The organism is Cohnella herbarum (genome assembly GCF_012849095.1).
Classification (GTDB): domain Bacteria; phylum Bacillota; class Bacilli; order Paenibacillales; family Paenibacillaceae; genus Cohnella; species Cohnella herbarum.
In genome coordinates this window covers 1,885,044-1,904,052 of record NZ_CP051680.1, presented here as the reverse complement: position 1 = coordinate 1,904,052, position 19,009 = coordinate 1,885,044, and the positions used below count along the sequence as shown (strand labels likewise).

Annotated in this window: 14 protein-coding genes; 11 read left to right on the top strand and 3 right to left on the bottom strand. The window is 50.7% G+C overall.

Going from position 1 to position 19,009, the window contains the following annotated elements; all coding sequences use genetic code 11:
- Nucleotides 1–54: 54 nt before the first annotated feature.
- The 3 genes from msrB (at nucleotide 55) to HH215_RS08340 (ending at nucleotide 3,142) form a co-directional block, all read left to right on the top strand.
- Nucleotides 55–1,020, top strand: a complete 966-nt coding sequence (msrB, locus tag HH215_RS08350) for a peptide-methionine (R)-S-oxide reductase MsrB (RefSeq protein ID WP_169279479.1) — start codon at nucleotides 55–57, stop codon at nucleotides 1,018–1,020.
- Between the two features lie 102 nt (nucleotides 1,021–1,122).
- The gene (locus HH215_RS08345; protein ID WP_169279478.1) at nucleotides 1,123–2,055 is read left to right on the top strand and encodes a manganese-dependent inorganic pyrophosphatase; all 933 of its coding nucleotides are present in this window, start codon (nucleotides 1,123–1,125) and stop codon (nucleotides 2,053–2,055) included.
- A gap of 91 nt (nucleotides 2,056–2,146) precedes the next feature.
- The gene (locus HH215_RS08340) at nucleotides 2,147–3,142 is read left to right on the top strand and encodes an LLM class flavin-dependent oxidoreductase (protein ID WP_169279477.1); all 996 of its coding nucleotides are present in this window, start codon (nucleotides 2,147–2,149) and stop codon (nucleotides 3,140–3,142) included.
- A 64-nt stretch (nucleotides 3,143–3,206) separates the two neighbouring features.
- Here HH215_RS08340 and HH215_RS36325 read toward each other — a convergent pair whose 3' ends face one another.
- The 3 genes from HH215_RS36325 to HH215_RS08330 all read right to left on the bottom strand — a co-directional run bounded on the left by HH215_RS36325 (nucleotide 3,207) and on the right by HH215_RS08330 (nucleotide 6,028).
- Nucleotides 3,207–3,413, bottom strand: a complete 207-nt coding sequence (locus HH215_RS36325) for a hypothetical protein (protein WP_254450417.1) — start codon at nucleotides 3,411–3,413, stop codon at nucleotides 3,207–3,209.
- A complete protein-coding gene (locus HH215_RS08335) occupies nucleotides 3,365–4,882 on the bottom strand; it encodes a helix-turn-helix domain-containing protein (protein WP_254450416.1) in 1,518 nt (505 codons plus the stop codon). The genes HH215_RS36325 and HH215_RS08335 overlap by 49 nt, the downstream gene beginning before the upstream one ends.
- Nucleotides 4,883–5,008: 126 nt before the next feature.
- The gene (locus tag HH215_RS08330) at nucleotides 5,009–6,028 is read right to left on the bottom strand and encodes an ABC transporter substrate-binding protein (RefSeq protein ID WP_169279476.1); all 1,020 of its coding nucleotides are present in this window, start codon (nucleotides 6,026–6,028) and stop codon (nucleotides 5,009–5,011) included.
- A gap of 322 nt (nucleotides 6,029–6,350) precedes the next feature.
- Between HH215_RS08330 and HH215_RS08325 the strand changes: the two genes are divergently transcribed.
- The 8 genes from HH215_RS08325 to HH215_RS08290 all read left to right on the top strand — a co-directional run bounded on the left by HH215_RS08325 (nucleotide 6,351) and on the right by HH215_RS08290 (nucleotide 18,925).
- Complete coding sequence (locus tag HH215_RS08325; RefSeq protein ID WP_169279475.1) at nucleotides 6,351–7,403, top strand: FecCD family ABC transporter permease; 1,053 nt, start codon at nucleotides 6,351–6,353, stop codon at nucleotides 7,401–7,403.
- A 67-nt stretch (nucleotides 7,404–7,470) separates the two neighbouring features.
- Complete coding sequence (locus HH215_RS08320) at nucleotides 7,471–8,445, top strand: FecCD family ABC transporter permease (RefSeq protein ID WP_375140518.1); 975 nt, start codon at nucleotides 7,471–7,473, stop codon at nucleotides 8,443–8,445.
- 215 nt (nucleotides 8,446–8,660) lie between these two features.
- Nucleotides 8,661–9,167 carry a metallophosphoesterase family protein gene (locus HH215_RS08315; protein WP_169279473.1) on the top strand — a complete coding sequence of 169 codons (507 nt, stop codon included), beginning with the start codon at nucleotides 8,661–8,663 and terminating at the stop codon, nucleotides 9,165–9,167.
- 72 nt (nucleotides 9,168–9,239) lie between these two features.
- Entirely contained in the window at nucleotides 9,240–10,118 is an 879-nt protein-coding gene (locus tag HH215_RS08310) for a radical SAM/SPASM domain-containing protein (protein ID WP_169279472.1), read from the top strand.
- Nucleotides 10,119–10,245: 127 nt separating this feature from the next.
- Nucleotides 10,246–11,304: a M42 family metallopeptidase gene (locus tag HH215_RS08305; RefSeq protein WP_169279471.1), complete on the top strand. Its 1,059-nt coding sequence runs from the start codon at nucleotides 10,246–10,248 to the stop codon at nucleotides 11,302–11,304.
- A gap of 10 nt (nucleotides 11,305–11,314) precedes the next feature.
- Nucleotides 11,315–11,833, top strand: coding sequence for a DinB family protein (locus tag HH215_RS08300; protein ID WP_169279470.1), 519 nt, complete (start codon nucleotides 11,315–11,317; stop codon nucleotides 11,831–11,833).
- 129 nt (nucleotides 11,834–11,962) lie between these two features.
- Complete coding sequence (locus tag HH215_RS08295) at nucleotides 11,963–14,560, top strand: winged helix-turn-helix domain-containing protein (RefSeq protein WP_169279469.1); 2,598 nt, start codon at nucleotides 11,963–11,965, stop codon at nucleotides 14,558–14,560.
- Nucleotides 14,561–14,722: 162 nt separating this feature from the next.
- Nucleotides 14,723–18,925 (top strand): S-layer homology domain-containing protein, encoded by a 4,203-nt coding sequence (locus HH215_RS08290; RefSeq protein ID WP_169279468.1) that lies wholly within the window; start codon nucleotides 14,723–14,725, stop codon nucleotides 18,923–18,925.
- The last annotated feature ends 84 nt before the right edge of the window (nucleotides 18,926–19,009 follow it).

The following is a 19,009-nucleotide window of genomic DNA, read 5'->3' as shown; positions in this document are numbered from 1 at the left end:
TGTTTACAATAGAACCATAAGCTTTGCCGATATTGAGATGAGGAGTGATTCAAGATGACTACGGAAAATAACGACTCTTTACGATTAGCGACATTCGCGGGCGGGTGCTTCTGGTGCATGGTTACTCCGTTCGAAGAGCTGCCGGGTATTCATGGTATCGTATCCGGATATACGGGCGGCCATACCGTTAACCCGACCTATGAAGAAGTATGCTCGGAAACGACCGGCCATGCCGAAGCCGTTCAAATCACATACGATCCCGAAATTTTTCCCTACGGGAAACTTCTCGATATTTTCTGGCGCTCCGTCGATCCTACCGATGCGGGAGGTCAATTTCACGACAGAGGCTCTTCGTACCGGCCCGCGATCTTCTACCATAACGAGGAGCAACGCGAGGAAGCGCAAGCCGCGAAGGATGCGCTTCAGTCAAGCGGAAGATTCAATGCGCCGATCGCGGTCACGATAGAACCAGCGGACGTATTCTATCCCGCCGAAGAGTACCATCAAGATTATCACCAGAAGAATCCGCTTAGATATAAATATTATCGCCAAGGATCGGGACGCGATTCCTTCCTGCAACAGCATTGGAACACTCCGAAGGATAAGGAGGAGCTTCGCAAGCGACTGACCCCGATGCAATTCGAGGTCACGCAGAACAAGGGGACGGAGCCTCCATTCCGTAATGAATTTTACAATAATACGGAGCCGGGACTGTATGTAGACATCGTCTCGGGCGAACCCCTATTCAGCTCGCGGGATCAATTCGACGCAGGATGCGGGTGGCCGAGTTTCTCTAAGCCGCTTCACGATCGCAACGTTCAAGAGCATCAAGACTTCTCCCACGGCATGTTCCGCGTCGAAGTCAGAAGCCGGGAAGCGGATTCCCACCTCGGGCACGTATTCGACGACGGTCCTAAGCCAGGCGGTCTCCGTTATTGCATCAACTCGGCCGCGCTAAGGTTTATTCCGAAGAGTCAACTGGAGCAGGAAGGCTACGGCAGATATTTATCGGAAATTTAAATATAATGTAAGCCTATCGGAATAGAACGTAGTTTGTCTTGATTAAGGTTACCATTTTGCGGTATACTTTTCTCGCCAAAATAATAGATGAGGAGCAAGAAAATGAGCAAAGTATTGATCTTCGGTCACAAAAATCCGGATACGGATACGATTTGTTCCGCCATTGCCTACGCTGATTTGAAGAAACAGCTGGGAGAAGACGTTGAAGCCGTTCGTCTGGGCTCCGTTAGCGGCGAAACGCAATTCGCGCTAGATAAGTTCGGTTTTGAAGCACCGCGTCTCGTAGAGACGGTCGCGGGCGAAGTGAAAGGCGTAATTCTCGTGGATCACAATGAACGCCAACAAAGCGTGTCCGATATCGATCAAGTTACGGTACTCGAAGTCATCGACCATCACCGTATTGCTAATTTCGAGACAAGCGCGCCGCTCTATTACAGAGCCGAGCCGGTCGGTTGCACGGCAACCATCCTCAACAAGCTATACAAAGAAAACGGTAAATCCGTTCCTAAGAACATTGCCGGGCTGATGCTATCCGCTATCATCTCCGATTCCTTATTGTTCAAATCCCCGACTTGCACAGCGCAAGACGTAGCCGCCGCTCGCGAGCTCGCCGAAATCGCCGGCGTCGACGCGGATAGCTATGGTCTGGATATGCTGAAAGCCGGTGCCGATCTCAGCGACAAAACGATCGCGCAGCTGATCTCCCTGGACGCGAAAGAATTCCAAATGGGAACGGCCAAAGTCGAGATCGCGCAAGTCAACGCGGTAGACGTGAACGACGTTCTGTCCAAGCAAGCCGAGTTGGAAGACGCGCTTACGAATATCATCAACGACAAAGGACTCGATCTGTTCTTGTTCGTCGTGACGGACATTCTGAACAACGATTCCGTCGGTTTGGCTCTCGGACGCGCGGCTGATGCCGTTGAGCAAGCCTACGACGTTAAGCTGCAAAACAATAAGGCTGTCATGAAAGGCGTCGTATCGCGTAAATCGCAGATCGTACCCGTACTGACGGATATATTCAATAAACGTTGATGGAACGGAGAGCCCGCGAACGTTGCGGGCTTTTTTGACTATTTACTGCGCATGACGGGAACGCGGCGAAAGGGAGAGGGATCGGACTACCATGAAACTAAGCGTGCTCGAACATTCGCATATCAATGAAGGAAGATCCGTGAAAGACGCGCTGAACGAAACGGTTGGGCTTGCCCGGGAAACGGAGAAGATGGGGTACACCCGATTCTGGGTTTCAGAGCACCACGGATCCGAGGCTTTAGCCTCTTCCAGTCCGGAAATTCTGATCGGGCATATCGCCGCGCATACGAAAAATATTCGTGTCGGCGCCGGCGGAATTATGCTTCCTCATTATAGCCCATATAAGGTTGCGGAAAACTTCAAGCTATTGGAAGCGCTTTATCCTGGGCGGATCGATCTTGGCTTAGGTAGAGCGCCTGGCGGTTATCCGCTCCCGACTCGCGCCCTCCAGGAGCATAAAAGGGTAGATATCGATCTATATCCGCAGCAGGTTGAAGATTTGAACTTATATTTGCATGACGAAAAGCCGGAAAATCATCGTTTTCCGGGATTACGAGCTTTCCCGCAGACGGATACGGTACCCGAGTTGTGGCTGCTGGGTTCAAGCGACGGCAGTGCAAAAATTGCCGCGCAACTGGGAACGCCGTACGCTTTCGCGCAATTTTTCGGCGCGGCGGGGGATGAGGCGCTTCAGCATTATTTCGCTTATTTTCGGCCATCGGCATATCACCATAAACCTGAGGCGCTTGCCGCCGTCATGGCGATCTGCGCGGACACGGAAGAAGAGGCGCAACAGCTCGCCAAGAGTAACGAACTGTACTCCCTTAAGTTTCTATGCGGGCAGGAGCTTGGATTTGTTCCCTCGGTAAAGACGGCATCGGAGTATCCGTACTCGGCCATGGAACTGCAGATGATAGATCGGATGAAGACACGCCGATTCATAGGTACGCCCGGCCAAGTCAAGGAAGGGCTTAAACGTTATGCGGATCGCCTGCATCTGGAAGAGTTGATGATCGTGTCGCACATACACGAGTATGGTAAGCGCGTGAAATCCTATGGTATGATTGCCGAAGCCTTCGGCTTATAGCCGATGTAAGAAGACCGATATCCCCGTCGAATCGAGCGGAGGTATCGGTCTTTTTTTTGTTAGTTTAGCCCATTTTCATAAAATCTTGTTTGAGAACTACGGGCAGCATCTCCAGCATTCGTTCTTGGGTCTTCGCATCGTTGTAATTCCATAACTGAGCATTCAGCACGTAGACGCATCCCTTGCGAACCGCGGGTAAGCTTTGCCACATTGCGCTCTCCATCAATTCGTGCGCCGAACGTCTGGACAGCTCGTTATCCGACAGAAGCATGAAGATATGGTCCCCGCGTATTCGGGCAATGCGTCCGGGGAAATCTCCGCGAAACCAACTCCGGCTTCGACGATGTCTTGGATTCTATTGGCGGCTTGAAAGCCGTATGGGTGGTAGAGGGCAGAGGATAAACCGGAATTCCCCATGACGAAGAGATGCTCCCCATGTTCGTAGATGAATACCGAAGCCGTCCTGCCTTCTTTGATAACCGGTCGTAGCCTATTCCACATGTCCGTAACCTTTGCGTTAAAAGAACTAAGCCATAGCTCCGCTTCCCGTTCACGCCCCAACAACCGACCGAGCGTATTCAGACGATGATCTAAGGGGGCGAACGTGTTGAAGGTGACGGTGGGAGCAATCTTGGATAAGGCGCTATATTGATTCTCGTCCGCGCTTGCGAATATGATCAGATCGGGTTTAAGCGCTAACGCTTTATTGGGATCGATGGGCAAGCCCACGTCATGAATGTTGTATTCATCTTGCTCTTGAGAATAGCCGTTCTTGAAGCGTTCGCTTGTGCCGATCACTTGAATGCCCAAGGCGCTAAGGTCGCCTAGCGTCTCCCCATGGTAAATGATCCGTTTCGGGCTTTCCGGAATATCGACCTCATGACCGGTCCAATCCTTCACGCGGATTTTGCCGCGAATCGATTCGGAATATTGTCTAGGCGTCATCCCGGTCGATTGGCGGAACCGACGGTTGAAATAATACTCGTCCGAGAATCCGACCCGACGGGCGATTTCGCGAAGCGGCTCCGTGGACTGGAAAAGCCATTCTTTCGCATGGCCGATTCGAAGATCGGTTAAATAATCGAGCGGTTTCTTGCCGGTGAGCTCTTGGAAGATCGTGCTGTATTGCCACTGGGCAACCTGCGCGATTTCCGCAAGCTGCTTCACCGTGATCGGGTGCATATAATGGCTGTGAATGTATTTAATCGTTAATTCAACGGATTGAATCGGGTTGGAGGGATGCTCGGTACGCAAGTTATGCTCGAATAGGAAGGCTAGCAATTCGTTGAACTTGGCTTGAAACGAGAAGTTTTCGACCTCGCTGCGAGATTGCCTGCTTTCGCAGAGGAGCTCCGTTAAGCGCATGAGGCGGGTGAAAGGATAGGCGGCAAGCTCGCTTCTATCCGGGACGATCTCTCCCGCGTATTTCTCGTACCCCGAGCTATTCATTTGGATGGCCGTAAAGGACAATCTATAGTATTGAATCGCGTCGCATTCGTTAACGATTCGGAATGGCTCTCCCGGATTTAACCAATAACATTTATCCGCCGCAAGCTTCGTCAATTCGCGGCCCTGGAGCAGTCCGCCTTTGCCTTTTACAACGATTAGCAACGTATAGCGATCAGCCTCGTATGTATCGGGATGCCATGCAGCGCTATGTTCAACGCGTTCTATGTCGGTAATACGAAACATCATAGAGCTTATCGAAACTTTGACTGAAATGGAGCTTGGATGAACCATAGCGTAGCACTCCCTTCTCAATGATAATGATTATCATTTGCGTTAATTGTATAGAAAAAGAAGGCGCATTTCAACGGTTTCGTCGAAAACGCCTTCTTTGGGTTGAAGAATTCGTGTTTCCTGTCTTTATTTAGCCATTAGTTTTGGAAGTTCCTCTAATAGCCATTGTCTGCTAAGCGCATCGCTTCCCGACGATTTGATATCGAGCCGGTACACGTTACCCGCTTTGACGGCGGGTAAATCCAGCCAAATCCGACTCTGCAACAACTCTTCGGTAGATTGGACAGCATCCGTTAGTTCCGCGTACGGATTAAGAATGAAGATACGATCTCCGGCGTATTCGGGCAGCAATTCGGTGGATATTTGTTCGAATCCGCTATTGGCATCCAATACTTGTTGAATACGATCGGTCGGCTTAAGCCCGTTAGGACTGTACAGCACTTGGGACAGACCGGTTCTTGCCATAACGAATAAGCGATCTCCCGGATAATAGGTAAACACGGAAGCCGTTTCGCCCGGCTTCAAGCCCGCAGCTCGCAGATCCGTCCATAATTGCTCCTCTTGCTTGGTATAATCCGCGAGCCACTGCTCCGCTTGCGGTTTCTTTCCAAGGATGTCGCCCAGAAGCAACAATCGATCTTCGAGCGGAGCGAACGTATCGAACATGATCGTCGGCGCGATCTTGGTAAGCTGCTCATAAGCTTTCTCGTCCGTATCGGCGATAATAATCAGGTCGGGTTTCAACGAGGTCGTTTTCTCCAGATTGATCGGGAAACCGACGTCTTCGATGCCGGCTATTCGATCTTCGTATACCGTATCCGCTGCCATGCTCGTTGAAGTTCCGACCGCTTTGACGTCCAAGACGAACAAGTCGCTGAATGTTTCTCCAACGAAGATCACCCGTTGAGGGGAGACGGGAATTTCAACCTCATGACCCATGTAATCCGTCATTTTACGTTCCGATGCGGGAGCTTCGGCAGTCTCTGAAGCCGAAGCCGAAGCCGTTGTTGTCGGGGTGGGATCGGCCGCGGGGGCGCTCGCGCTGGAAACGGCATTATTGTCTTTGTCGTTCCCGCAAGCCATTAATAATGTTCCGAACAGAGCGATGATGCTTAACGCTAAGGTAACTCTCATTTTCCTACTCATGATATAAATTCCTCCGTTTTTCGATGGTATAGATAGATAATGATAATCATTATCGATACCTTAACAGTGACCATCATAAAAGAATGTGCGCCCAGGCTCAATGGATAAAACCGAGTCAGGGTATAGAATTTGTACAATCTCCTATCGGTATGAACGAATAGAGTTAAGGAAAACTCATCTTTACTAATGGCCCGAAAATTTAACTTTGTACAAAGAATGTCTTGATTTTGTCCATTGTCGGCGCTTGGCGTTGGTTCTAATATGGACTAATAATCCAAATGAGAATCAATATCATTTGAGCGTGGAGGCAAGGCGAAGTAATATGATAAACCCTTCTCATCAAGAACGGCCCGGGAAAATTCAAACGCCACCCATTAGCTCCCGTCCATGGGCGGGGGCCTTCATCATAATGGCTGGAATAGTCGCTTTATTGTTAGGCATAGGGTTATCCGTATCCTATGGAGCCGCCGATATACCGCTGGCTACGGTATGGAACTCCGTCCTTCATTTCAATGCGGAGCTCACGCAACATCAGATTATCCACGATATTCGAATGCCCCGCGTACTTGGCGGAGCGCTCGTAGGGGCGTGCTTCGCCGTAGCGGGCGCGATCATGCAAGGAATGACGAGAAATCCGCTCGCGGATTCCGGATTGCTTGGCCTAAATGCCGGCGCCGCGTTTGCGCTAGCGATTTGTTTTGCGCTTTACCCCGGCTTATCTTACACGTATCTGATCGTGATCTCTTTCTTAGGAGCGGGACTAGGAGCGGGGCTCGTCTATGGGTTCGGCTCATTCTCTAAAGGAGGACTGACCCCGGCTCGCCTAGTTCTGGCGGGTGCCGCCGTGAGCGCCTTGCTGGCCGCGTTAAGCGAAGGAGTCGCGCTGTATTATCAGATCGGACAGGATCTCGCGTTCTGGTATGCGGGCGGCGTCGCGGGAACGAAGTGGCAGGAGCTGAAGGTTCTGTTTCCGCTAGTCGGTGCCGCCATTCTGGTGGCTATCGTGATATCGAGATCAATTACGCTCTTAAGTCTGGGAGACGACGTTGCAAGAGGTCTCGGTCTGCGTACCGGTTGGATCAAAACGATAGGGATGCTGGTCGTCCTCTTGTTGGCGGGCGTTGCAGTATCGGTCGTCGGGGCGGTCGGGTTCGTCGGACTCATCATCCCTCATTTAACCCGGTATTTGGTCGGCGTCGATTATCGATGGATTATTCCGTGCTCGGCAATACTCGGGAGTCTGCTCGTCGTATTGGCGGATCTAGCCGCGAGATTGGTTAATCCGCCCTTCGAAACGCCAATCGGCGCGCTGATTGCGTTAGTAGGCGTACCGTTCTTCCTCTTCCTTGCGCTTAAGGAAAGGAGGGAGTTGTAGGATGAAGGGAACGTTAGCGAATGAAACCTTGGTCCGTTTCCGTTCACGGAACAAAGGACTGACCACGATGCTTATTTTAGGCGCCCTGATCCTTATCGTATTCATCATTAGTATGAATACCGGTTATATTCGATTGTCTCCTGCGGTTCTGATCCGCACGTTATTCGGGGCGGGATCGGATAAAGAGAGTCTCATCCTATTCGATTTTCGTTTGCCGAGGATCGTCATCTCTATCCTGATCGGAGCGGGATTGGCCGTATCGGGTTGCATTATGCAGGGGATATCCCGCAACGCGCTAGCGGATCCCGGTATCTTGGGCATTAACGCCGGCGCTGGGCTGATGGTCACGCTGTTCATCTCGTTTTTTTCCGCAACCTCTACGTCGTCGATTTTTTTATTGCCGATCTTGGCGTTGCTCGGAGGCGGAGCGACCGCGTTATTGATCCTTGTGCTGGCTCATCGCCCGCATCAGCCCTTATCTTCCACCCGATTGCTGCTGACGGGGATTGCCGTTGCCGCAGGGCTAAGCGCCGCTATGCTGGTCTTAACGCTTCGGCTTAATCCGGATCAGTACCAGTTCGTCGCGACTTGGTTAGCGGGCAGCATCTGGGGAACGAATTGGAAATTCGTCCTCTCGTTATTGCCATGGATCTTGATTCTATTGCCTTATGTCATCTATAAGGCGCGAGTGTTGAACGTGCTCCGCCTAGGAGAATCGATGGCGACGGGCCTTGGCGCTTCCGTATCGAGGGAGCAGCTCAAGCTGTTGTTCGCGGCTGTCGGGCTTGCGGCATCATGCGTGGCGGTAAGCGGCGGTATCGGTTTCGTCGGATTGATCGGTCCTCATCTTGGTCGTAGATTAGTCGGATCCAGACATCAATTATTAATTCCGGTATCGGCGTTGATAGGCGCGCTTCTGGTCATTACGGGGGATACGCTAGGCCGCTGGATTCTACAGCCTTCGGAAATTCCGACGGGTATCGTGGTCGCGGTGATCGGAGCTCCTTATTTCCTTTACTTGTTGTCCCGGACGAAAGAATAAAGCGGAGGATGCTGGAGATAGATGAAACGGAATGAATCGTCATCGTTGGGCGCTTTAGGATCTAAGCGGGAATATCCGCGCATACCCTAAAGCGTCTTTTTTTCTATATAAAAGACTTAAAGTTGGGCTCCCTATTGTGGCATCGTCGCATTGATTGAATGGGGAATAGTCGATATGATAATGTTATAGAACTTAACGAATCGAGGTCGGTACGGATGAAGATCGTCGTCGTATCCGATACGCACATGCCGAGAATGAGCAAGAAGCTGCCCGAAAGATTGCTTCGCGAGCTTGCGAATGCCAATGCGATCATTCATGCGGGCGATTGGACGAATCTTTCCGTCTACGAGCAATTGGCGAACTATGCGACGACGTACGGAGTCGCGGGCAACAACGACGGGGAGGACATCGTTCGCCGCTTCGGCCTGCGTAAGCAGCTCGAATTCGACGGTTGCCGGATCGGAATCGTGCATGGGCATGGCACGGGGAAGAGGGAAGCTACGGAGTCTCGCGCCATCGAGACCTTCAAGGATGTCCGGTTGGACGCCATCGTGTACGGACATTCCCATATCCCCGTGCTGAAACGTACCGGGGGTTTGCTCGTTTTTAATCCCGGTTCTCCGACGGACAAGAGGAAGCAACCGTTGTATTCGTTCGGAGTGTTCCGAATAGCGAGCGGAACGTTAACGGCCAAGCATGTGTATTATGCGGACAAATCATAGGAACGGCCCCTGGTGCTTGTGCTATAATAAGGGCATCATTCTAAGAGCAGGACCGATAGGAGCACCCCAACCTTGAAGAAATTTAAGAAATTTTATATCGAGATTACGAGCATATGCAATCTCGCTTGCAGCTTCTGTCCGCCTACGAAACGTCAAGCGAATTTTATTAAAGTCGATGCTTTCACGAATACGCTGGATCAGATTCAGGGGCATGCGGAATATATTTATTTTCACGTGAAAGGCGAACCGTTGCTCCACCCTAAGATTGACGAGCTGCTGGATATCAGTCATGAGAAAGGGTTCAAAGTGAACCTGACCTCCAACGGGACGTTGCTCCATAAAGCCAAGTCCAAGATTCTCGGCAAACCCGCGCTTAGGCAGATCAACTTTTCTCTGCATAGCTTCGACGGGCATGAAGGATCGGTCGATAAGGAGGGGTACGTGTCCAGCGTGCTGGATTTTGCCAAGGAAGCTGTCGCCGCCTCGAACATTCTGATTTCCCTGAGACTGTGGAACCTTACGCCGGATAACGAGACGAACTTAATGAACGACCGGAACAGGGAAATTCTCGAGCAGATCGAGAAATCGTTCGGGCTCGGTTATAAGATCGAGGAACATTTCGTTCGGGGTAAGGGCATTAAAATCGCGGATCGGATTTATTTAAATCACGAGGAAGAGTTTAAGTGGCCGGATTTGAAGGAGAAGGAAGACGATAGCAAGGGCTTCTGTCATGCCTTGCGAAATCAAGCCGGAGTTCTGGTAGATGGAACGGTCATCCCATGCTGCTTGGACGGAGAAGGCGTCATTAATTTGGGGAATATTAATAAAACCCCTTTCTCGGAAATTATCGAAGGCGAGCGCGCGACGAAATTGTACGATGGATTTTCCAGAAGGGAAGTCGTCGAAGAGTTGTGCAGAAAATGCGGATACCGCCAAAGATTCAACGCCTAAAGACATGCCGAACGAGTAAGAGGAATGAAGCGGTATTTAAATGTTATGAAAGGAAGTCGCGAATTTGCGACTTTTTTCTACGATTTCGAAGGATTTCAGCCGATAACTATATTAGGAGATGGAACACATGCCTGAAGCTCTCCAACCGCAATTAGATCGCGAGTATATCGTGAGCTTGCTTAACGAGTTGTTGAATACGCCGAGTCCGAGCGGGTTTTGCATGGCCATTATGAAGCGCATTCGAGAGGAAACCGCTAAGCTCGGGTATGCACTCGAGATGACGCCCAAAGGAAATGCGATCATCACGATCCCGGGTACCGGCGATTCGAAGGAGAGAGTGATAGCCTTAACCGCGCACGTCGATACGCTTGGGGCAATGGTTCGTTCGGTCAAGCCGAACGGAATGCTTCGGTTTACTTCTATTGGCGGCTATGCGATGCATACGGTTGAAGGAGAATATTGCCTGATTCATACGCGCGACGGCAGAACCTACGAAGGCACCGTGCTTTCGACGAAACCTTCCGTTCATGTTTACTCGGATATGAGGGATTTGAAACGCGAAGAGGCGAACATGGAAGTTCGCATCGACGAGTCGGTGAAGACGAAAGAGGAGACCGAGGCGCTTGGTATTGCTCCCGGGGACTTCATATCGTGGGATCCCGGCACGCGTACTCTTCCTAACGGCTGGATCAAGTCTCGCCATCTGGACGACAAGGCAAGCGTTGCGGCTTTATTCGGATTAATGGAGTGGTTGAAGCGCGAAGGCCAATCGCCTGCGAATACGGTTAAGGTGATCTTCTCTACATATGAAGAAGTCGGTCATGGCAGTTCCTATATCCCGCCGGACATTACCGAATTGATCGCCGTAGACATGGGAGCTATCGGGGACGACCTCTCGGCGACGGAGAAAGACGTATCGATCTGCGCCAAAGACTCTTCCGGACCCTATGATTACGCAATGACTTCGAAGCTGATCGACCTTGCGAAACGAGAAAACATCGCTTATGCCGTCGACATCTATCCCCACTATGGTTCCGACGCCTCCGCGGCATTACATGGAGGCAGCAACATTCGAGCGGCTTTGATTGGCCCGGGGGTTCACGCCTCGCATGGCATGGAGAGAACGCATGCCGATGCCATCGTGAACACGGCCGCATTACTGATCGCTTACACTATGGAGAAATGAGGCTAAATTGATGAATCAACGTCCCGCGAAAGAAGAATACGCAGAATATTACGATCAGTACGTCCGTCTGGTGCCGGAAGGGAAAATCAGCGATATTTTGGCTAGACAGCTGGAGCAAACGTCCGCTTATTTGTCCGATATTCCCGAGCAAATCGGGAATTTCCGGTATGCTCCGGATAAATGGAGCTTAAAAGAAGTCATAGGTCACATTAACGACAATGAACGGATTATGGCCTATCGCTTGCTTCGGATCGCAAGAGGCGACAAAACGTCGTTAGCCGGTTATGATCAGGACGAGTTTATGAAAGGGGTCAACTTCGACGGCTATTCATTAGCGGATCTTATCGACGATTATATTTCCGTACGTAAAGCGACGCTAACTCTGATTCGCGGATTGACCGACGAACAAACATCGAGATCCGGGACGGCGAATGACAACGCGATTTCCGCAAGGGCGTTAGCCTACATTATTTCCGGTCACGAGACTCACCATATCAACATCATCAGAGAACGGTACCGGATCAATTAATTTCCGGGTCGCGATCGAGAGCCCATGGCGGATTAACCGTCATGGGTTTTACTTGTTGTTGCTAATATCTGACGGTTATTTAATGTGATAAAATATGACTATATGAATAACCAATAAAGGATGGAAGCTATGGTTCATGGAAGTTATGAAAACCATTCTCTTATATTATCCAAGCTGCGGATTCCGCAACCCCTTGATCATTCCGTATCTCGACCCCAGTTGCTTGAGCGGATGAATCAGGGACTGAAACGCAAAGCAACATTCATTACGGCACCTGCCGGTTACGGTAAAACGACGCTGGTCAGCGATTGGGTAAGACAACTAAATGTACCTGTCGGTTGGCTGTCACTGGACGATAAGGACAATGACCCGATTCGATTCTGGCAATATACAACTAAGGCTGTCGAGCAAGCGCTTGGCAGTTTGTCCGGTCCGCTCCAATCGGCAGTTGCAACGTTAAGCCCTGGTCAGCATGAACCGTTCCTCGTTGCTCTGCTGAACGAATTGAATGGTTTACAGGAACCCCTTGTGCTTGTGTTGGATGATTGGCATGTCGTTAATGACAAGAATATCATTGCATCCGTGTCCTATTTTTTGGAGTACCTGCCGTCCCCTGTGCATATTTCCTTCGCAAGCCGTACCGTTGCAGATTTTTCGAAGGCGAGATGGATTAGCCGGGACTGGATCCAAGAAGTCCATGTCGAACATTTGCGATTCGATTTGCGGGAAACGGTAGATTTCTTCCGGATCTGTGCTAAGAGGGATATGCAAAGAGAGCAGATTGAACAACTTCTTGAGAAAACCGAGGGTTGGGTAACGGGCCTTAAACTTGTATCGTTGTCCTTACGAAATGGTAAGCGGACGATGTCGTACATGCCTCATGATCACAGAGACAGCGTCCGGGTTGAGCAATTTTTGCTGGAAGAAGTTTTTGAAGCTCTTGACGAATCGTCTCGGCAATTTCTAATGAACGTCTCCATTCTTCAGAGAATGAACGGATCGCTTTGCGAAGCTGTGGCCGGGGACAACGGAGCGGGGAAACTTGCGGAATTGGTAAGCACGAACCTATTTCTCATTTCGTTGGATCAAAACAAAGAATGGTATCGATTTCACCATCTGTTCGGCGATTTTCTGCAAAAGCAACAGATACGTCATTGCCCCGACAAAACGATGGAACTGAACAATGCAGCTGCTATTTGGTGCGAATCAATGGGGCTGCTGGAAGAAGCCGTGGATTATTATCTAGCCGGGCACTCTTATAAGGAAGCGCTGCGTTTGCTAGAACAGATGAGGAGCATTATGATACGCAGGGAATTCTCGACGCTGAGAGTTTGGTTGTCGGCTATCCCCGAGCGGCTTTTAATGCAACATCCGTATCTTTACTTCTCGTATATTTTTTCTTTGTTGTGGGCTCATGATCTCGATCAGGCGGAAAGGCATTTGCAACTGGCCGAGGAACATTATGAGCTATCGTCGGGGAGTTGGAGTCCGGAAGACAGGAATCGCTATATGAGCTACCTGTATTATGTAAGGAATTTCAAAGCGACCCAGTACGATATGGATATGGTCAAGGGGTTGGAATACATCCGTCTTTCGCTTCAACACAGCCCGGAAGGAATAGATCTCATATTTGCTTCGCCTCAGATGCCGCTGTCCCCGTCCATTTATAGGTCGTATAACGGCAAGCGAGGCAAACATTTACCTAGAGGGCTCTCGGATACGTTTTTTCTTAATATGATCGAATTCATGACGCTTATGGGCTTACAGCATTCGGTTCTGGTCTGTTATGGAGAATTGTTGTACGAACGGGGCGAACTGGAACAAGCGGAGCAATATTTGAAGTTTGGACTGCTAGAGAAGAACCAAGCGCTCTATCAGCCGGAGAAGGTTTACGTTCCCGCAAGCCTGTTCCTTTCGAGGATAAGCAAATCCAACCAAGATATCGCGCAAGCCGAGAAGTGGTTGGAAGAGGCCGGGCAGAAAGCGCTGGAAGAAGGCGCAGAGGGCGCGCATATTCTAATCGAAGCAGAAATGGCCGCTTTGCGGCTGGAGCGAGGGGATCCGTCTGCGGCTCTAGAGTGGAAGGAGCGCTACAGACTCTCGGCGGATGATCCGGTGTCCGTGTATCAGCTGTTCGTCTATATCTTTCTCGTAAGAGTATTACTGGAAACCGCTAACGCTAGAAAAGCGTGGGACCTGTCGGAGAAGCTATATCTCATCGCCGTTAAAGATCATCGTCCGATGGATGCGTTGGAAATTCAAGTGCTTCAGGCGATGATACTGCGGCATGAATCTAAGACGGAGCAAGCTCTTCTGAAACTGGAAGAAGCGCTCAAATATGCGGAACCGGACGATTACGTTCGTGTATTCGCCGATAAGGGCAAACAGATCGCGGAATTGCTGATTACATACGTACAGCAACGACAGAAAGGCAATATCCGGGACAAAAATTCGCCTACGCTCGCCTATGTGCGCAAGATTTTGTCCTCATGTGGTGGAATGGCAGACTCGTTATATCCATCGGAAGGCGCTTTGGAGACGCTTCTAACCCAGAAGGAGCACATGATATTCCGTTGTATGGAAGATGGTATGGACAACATGGCGATTGCAGAAACGCTCGGCATCGGCATGGGAACTCTTAAAGCGCACATTAATCATATCTATAGCAAACTCCAAGTGACCGGCCGCGTGGAAGCGATCAATCGGGGGAAAGGAATGCGGGGTTAGCCGGAACGATTCGAAGCCATTCGGGTCTTCTTTAAGCTGGGGCTATAACCGAATCTATAACCGCGGTTAGACTTCAAGATCTCTAAAACCGTATATAATTCGGCATATGTTGAACGATGTAGACTCTAAGAACATCCAGAGGTGAACGGTATGAGAGTAACTATGAAAAGATTATTTTCTTTATTTGCAGCGCTTCTTTTATTGTTTGGAATCTTCCCGTATCAAGCGTTAGCCGATTCACAAGCTACGATGACAGGCTCGGGGGAGGTCGCCGATCCGTACGTTATTATGACGCTGGATCATTTGAATGAAGTGCGAAACGACCTGAGCGCTCACTATAAGCTCGGGGCGGATATTGACGCTGCGGAGACTGCCAACTGGAACGATGGAGAAGGCTTTATCCCCATCGGAGGCGATGGGAATAACGACAGCCAGTTCATCGGGACCTTCGATGGTCAAGATCATGTCATTAGCGGACTGACCATTAATAAGCCCTCAAGCGATCTTATAGGTCTGTTCGGGATCATTGGCTCCGGCGGGGTGGTAAGAAATGTCGGTCTTGAAGGAGGCTCCATCACTGGAAAGCTATATACGGGCGGATTGGCGGGTCGTAACCGAGGCACAGTGGACAAGTCTTACGTTACCGGCACTGTTAGCAGCAGCGGACTCGTCGGAGGATTGGTAGGGCACAATGATATCGGCAGCACAGTGACCGAATCCTACGCCATGGGCGCAGTCAGTGGAAACAATTATGCCGGAGGGCTTGTGGGGCTTAATGACGCTACAGTGAGTCACTCCTATGCGACCGGCTCCGTTATCGGCACCTTCATTGTCGGCGGGCTTGCAGGGGGCAATGAGGGCGGAACGGTTAGCCAGTCCTACGCCACCGGCGCGGTAAGCGGAAGCGCTAGTAATGTTGGCGGACTGGTGGGGTATAATGTCCAAGGAATGATCAACCAATCCTACGCCACTGGCTCTGTCAACGGGGATAGTGCTGTTGGTGGTCTGGCGGGGAACAATGTCTCTGGCTCGATAAGCCAGTCTTACGCCACCGGCACCGTCAGCGGCACTACCAATGTTGGGGGTCTGCTCGGGGGCAATAGCGGTACTATCACAAGCAGCTATTGGGATAGAGATACAACCAAGCAAGCCGATCCCTTTGGCAATAACAGTGGAACCTTCAACGTTGCCAGCTTTTCTACTGCCCAGGCGCTGACAAAAGGGAGTTATCCCGGTTGGGATTTCAACAATGACTGGTTCATGGTCGAAGGCTCGACGCGGCCTTTCTTGCGCAGCGAATATTCCACTACCATCTCCAATACGCATCAGTTGCAGTTGTTGGCGATGAACCTGACGGCGAACTACAGCCTGGCGAAGAACATCGATTTCGGTACGATATTCACCGACAACAGCCGCTCAGACATGTGGGCGACCGGCATGAGCGGCGACATCATCACGGGAGCGGGCTTCGTGCCCATTGGCGGGATGGGTTCTCCCGAATTCAGCGGCACTTTCGACGGGCTGGGGCATATGATCGGCAATCTGACCATTCATCGTCCCACAAGCAGTGACGTTGGCCTATTCGGCTCAGTTCAGACCAATGGGGTCCTAAAAAACATTGGGCTGGAAGGCGGAAGCGTCATCGGGGATATCGCTGTCGGTGGTTTGGTGGGCGTAAACTTCGGATCACTTAGCAATGCTTACAATACCGGCAGCGTTCGCGGCACCGACTCGATCGGCGGATTGGTAGGGCGGAACAAGTCGGGCACGATAAGCGAAGCTTATTCGGCTGGCAACGTTTCTGGCCGTACATTTATCGGTGGTTTGGTAGGCGAGAATTATGCTGAGGTGAGGGACGCCTACGTCACGGGTACAGTTAACGGCAACAGTGAAGTTGGCGGGCTGACTGGAAGAATTTTCGGCTCAGGCTCAGTGAATACCTCTTACGCCACTGGTGCTGTCAAAGGCAATGCTTATGTAGGAGGGTTGGTGGGGTATGGCGCCTCCGTGAGCGCAAGCTTCTATGACAGCCAGACTACCAACCATTCCGATGAAGGGAAAGGCGAACCGAAAACTACCTCAGAGATGAAGCGGGTAGCTACCTTTCAGCCAGGGTGGGATTTTACGGATACTTGGGTGATCGAAGAAGGGAAAGCATACCCGGTGTTACAAGGGATTGCTGCTAATGCAGGATTGGATGCTGCCCCGCCGACAATCGTCAGCGCGAAGGTAGAGGACGATCATCCTGATCGCGTCGTCGTGACGTTCGATGAGGATGTAAGCATTGCGGATGCAAGCGGAGTTACGATTCAAGTAGACGGTAATGTTGCTACGGTTACGAATCACTTCTTGATGGGACAGAGGGTTCTAACATTTTCCATAAACAACGCGATTGGACATGGGCAAGGGGTAACGATCTCTTATGATGGACAATTGGGGAATATTGCGGATACGGCACGTAATTCATTGCATGGCTTTGCCGATCTATCAGTAGAAAATAACGTCAACGCTCTGGAAGCGCCGACCAACTTGACGGCGGCGGCTGATAACAGCCAGATTACTTTAACCTGGAATGGCGCTTCGAAGGCTAGCGGCTATAAAGTTTATATGGGCACGGATAGCGGGACTTATGCCCAAACGCCGGTAGCGACCGTTACGGAAGCAACCTATAGCGTAACCGGCCTGACCTACGGTACGACTTACTACTTCGCCGTCAAATCGAGTACCGCGATCGAGGACAGCGAATATTCCAATGAGGTTAGCGGCGCTCTACTGGATCATACGCTGCCTTCCATCAACTTGGGGACGAACGGCAGCGAAACCTGGGCGATATCGGCACAGACGGCGGTAACGGTGACTGACAGCAACATCGGAGTGGACGACTCTACGCTGCAATATGCGTGGTCAACCGATATTGCGACACCGGCTTCGGGCTGGATTTCGTTTACAAACGGCGATACGTTAACTAAGAACGGTGTAGACGGAGACTGGTACCTTCACGTTCAAGCGTTGGATCTGGCAGGCAATAAGGCGAATTTAGTGTCAAGGCGGTTCCGGCTGGATGCATCGGTCGCAGCGTTAAGCGGCTTAACGGTGACCGATGGGACGCTGAGTCCCGCGTTCGCGGAAAATACAACAAGCTATGCGCTTAGCGTGGGGAATAGGGTGTCCGGCTTGACCCTTGTCCCTGTATCGGCTGATGCGACGGACACCATAACGGTGGCAGTAAACGGGAGGACGGCCCAACCTGTCGAGAGCGGTGAAATGAGTGAAATTCTAGCTCTCCATGAGGGCGTTAATACGATTACTCTCCATGTCACGGCATTAAACGGATTGCGGCAAACCTATACCGTCACCGTAACCCGGGCAAGCTCAAGCAACGGCGGAAGCAGTACGCAGATTAACCCTGCCCGCTTCGTGAGCATGGACGGTGGGACGATCGTATTTGACGGCGGTGAAATCATCATCCCTAGCGGTGCGTTGAACCGATCAATTAATATAACGATTAGCGAGGTAATGAACACGAATGCCCTGCCGCTTTCTAATAGAGAACAGTTAGCAAGCAAAGTGTTCGAGATCACGAAGGATCAATCTGGAAAATTCAACAAAGAAGTCGTTTTACGTTTGAAATTTGCCGCCAATGCGATAGAGAAGCAAAACTTTAAGATTAGCCTCTACTGGTTCAACGAAGAGACGAACGAATGGGCGGAGCTCGATAACATTCTCGTAGATTGGGAGAAGAGAACGGTCAGCGGCGTCACCGACCACTTCACCAAATTCGCGGTTATAGCCATGCCAGTAAAGGCAGCAGAACAACCGCAACCAGAAGAGACCGATGTTCATTTTACGGATATAAAGGGTCATTGGGCGGAAAAGAATATTGAAAAATTGGCAGCAAAAGGTGCAGTGAAGGGTTATTCGAACGGTACTTTCAAGCCTGATCATCCGATTACCCGGGCAGAGTTTACCGCGATTCTGGTTCGGGCTCTGGAACTCCCGCAGATAGAGGGCAAAGTATTCGCGGATACGGCTGACCATTGGGCCGGCCGGGCCATATCTTCGGCGTCTGCCTATGGGATTATTCAGGGAAACAATCAACATAAATTCGCTCCCGATGGACTCGTGACACGCGAGCAAATGGCGGTGATGATTGTTAACGCATTGCAATTGGAGAATAGGCAAGCAAGTCATGCCTTTGCCGATCGAGAATCGATTGCTGCATGGGCACAAGAAGCGGTCGCCGCCGCAGTTGAGCATGGGGTAATTGCCGGTTATCCGGACAACACGATGAAACCTAAAGCAAATGCAACCAGAGCGGAAGCGGTAACCGTGATATTGCACGCTATCGAGATCGAGAAAGAATGAAGAGAAGGCCCTAAGGGATATTCAAATCCCTAAGGGCTTTCTAACATTTGCTATATTAGCGCCGGTCTTTAGAGCAGCTACAGC

Bases quoted from the DNA above. Each gene is read 5' to 3' on its own strand.
- HH215_RS08345 (WP_169279478.1), top strand. From the start codon at position 1,123: ATGAGCAAAGTATTGATCTTCGGTCACAAAAATCCGGATACGGATACG.
- HH215_RS08325 (WP_169279475.1), top strand. From the start codon at position 6,351: ATGATAAACCCTTCTCATCAAGAACGGCCCGGGAAAATTCAAACGCCA.
- HH215_RS08335 (WP_254450416.1), bottom strand. From the start codon at position 4,882: ATGGTTCATCCAAGCTCCATTTCAGTCAAAGTTTCGATAAGCTCTATG.
- HH215_RS36325 (WP_254450417.1), bottom strand. From the start codon at position 3,413: ATGCTTCTGTCGGATAACGAGCTGTCCAGACGTTCGGCGCACGAATTG.
- HH215_RS08320 (WP_375140518.1), top strand. From the start codon at position 7,471: ATGCTTATTTTAGGCGCCCTGATCCTTATCGTATTCATCATTAGTATG.
- HH215_RS08290 (WP_169279468.1), top strand. From the start codon at position 14,723: ATGAAAAGATTATTTTCTTTATTTGCAGCGCTTCTTTTATTGTTTGGA.
- HH215_RS08315 (WP_169279473.1), top strand. From the start codon at position 8,661: ATGAAGATCGTCGTCGTATCCGATACGCACATGCCGAGAATGAGCAAG.
- HH215_RS08340 (WP_169279477.1), top strand. From the start codon at position 2,147: ATGAAACTAAGCGTGCTCGAACATTCGCATATCAATGAAGGAAGATCC.
- msrB (WP_169279479.1), top strand. From the start codon at position 55: ATGACTACGGAAAATAACGACTCTTTACGATTAGCGACATTCGCGGGC.
- HH215_RS08300 (WP_169279470.1), top strand. From the start codon at position 11,315: ATGAATCAACGTCCCGCGAAAGAAGAATACGCAGAATATTACGATCAG.
- HH215_RS08330 (WP_169279476.1), bottom strand. From the start codon at position 6,028: ATGAGTAGGAAAATGAGAGTTACCTTAGCGTTAAGCATCATCGCTCTG.
- HH215_RS08305 (WP_169279471.1), top strand. From the start codon at position 10,246: ATGCCTGAAGCTCTCCAACCGCAATTAGATCGCGAGTATATCGTGAGC.
- HH215_RS08295 (WP_169279469.1), top strand. From the start codon at position 11,963: ATGGTTCATGGAAGTTATGAAAACCATTCTCTTATATTATCCAAGCTG.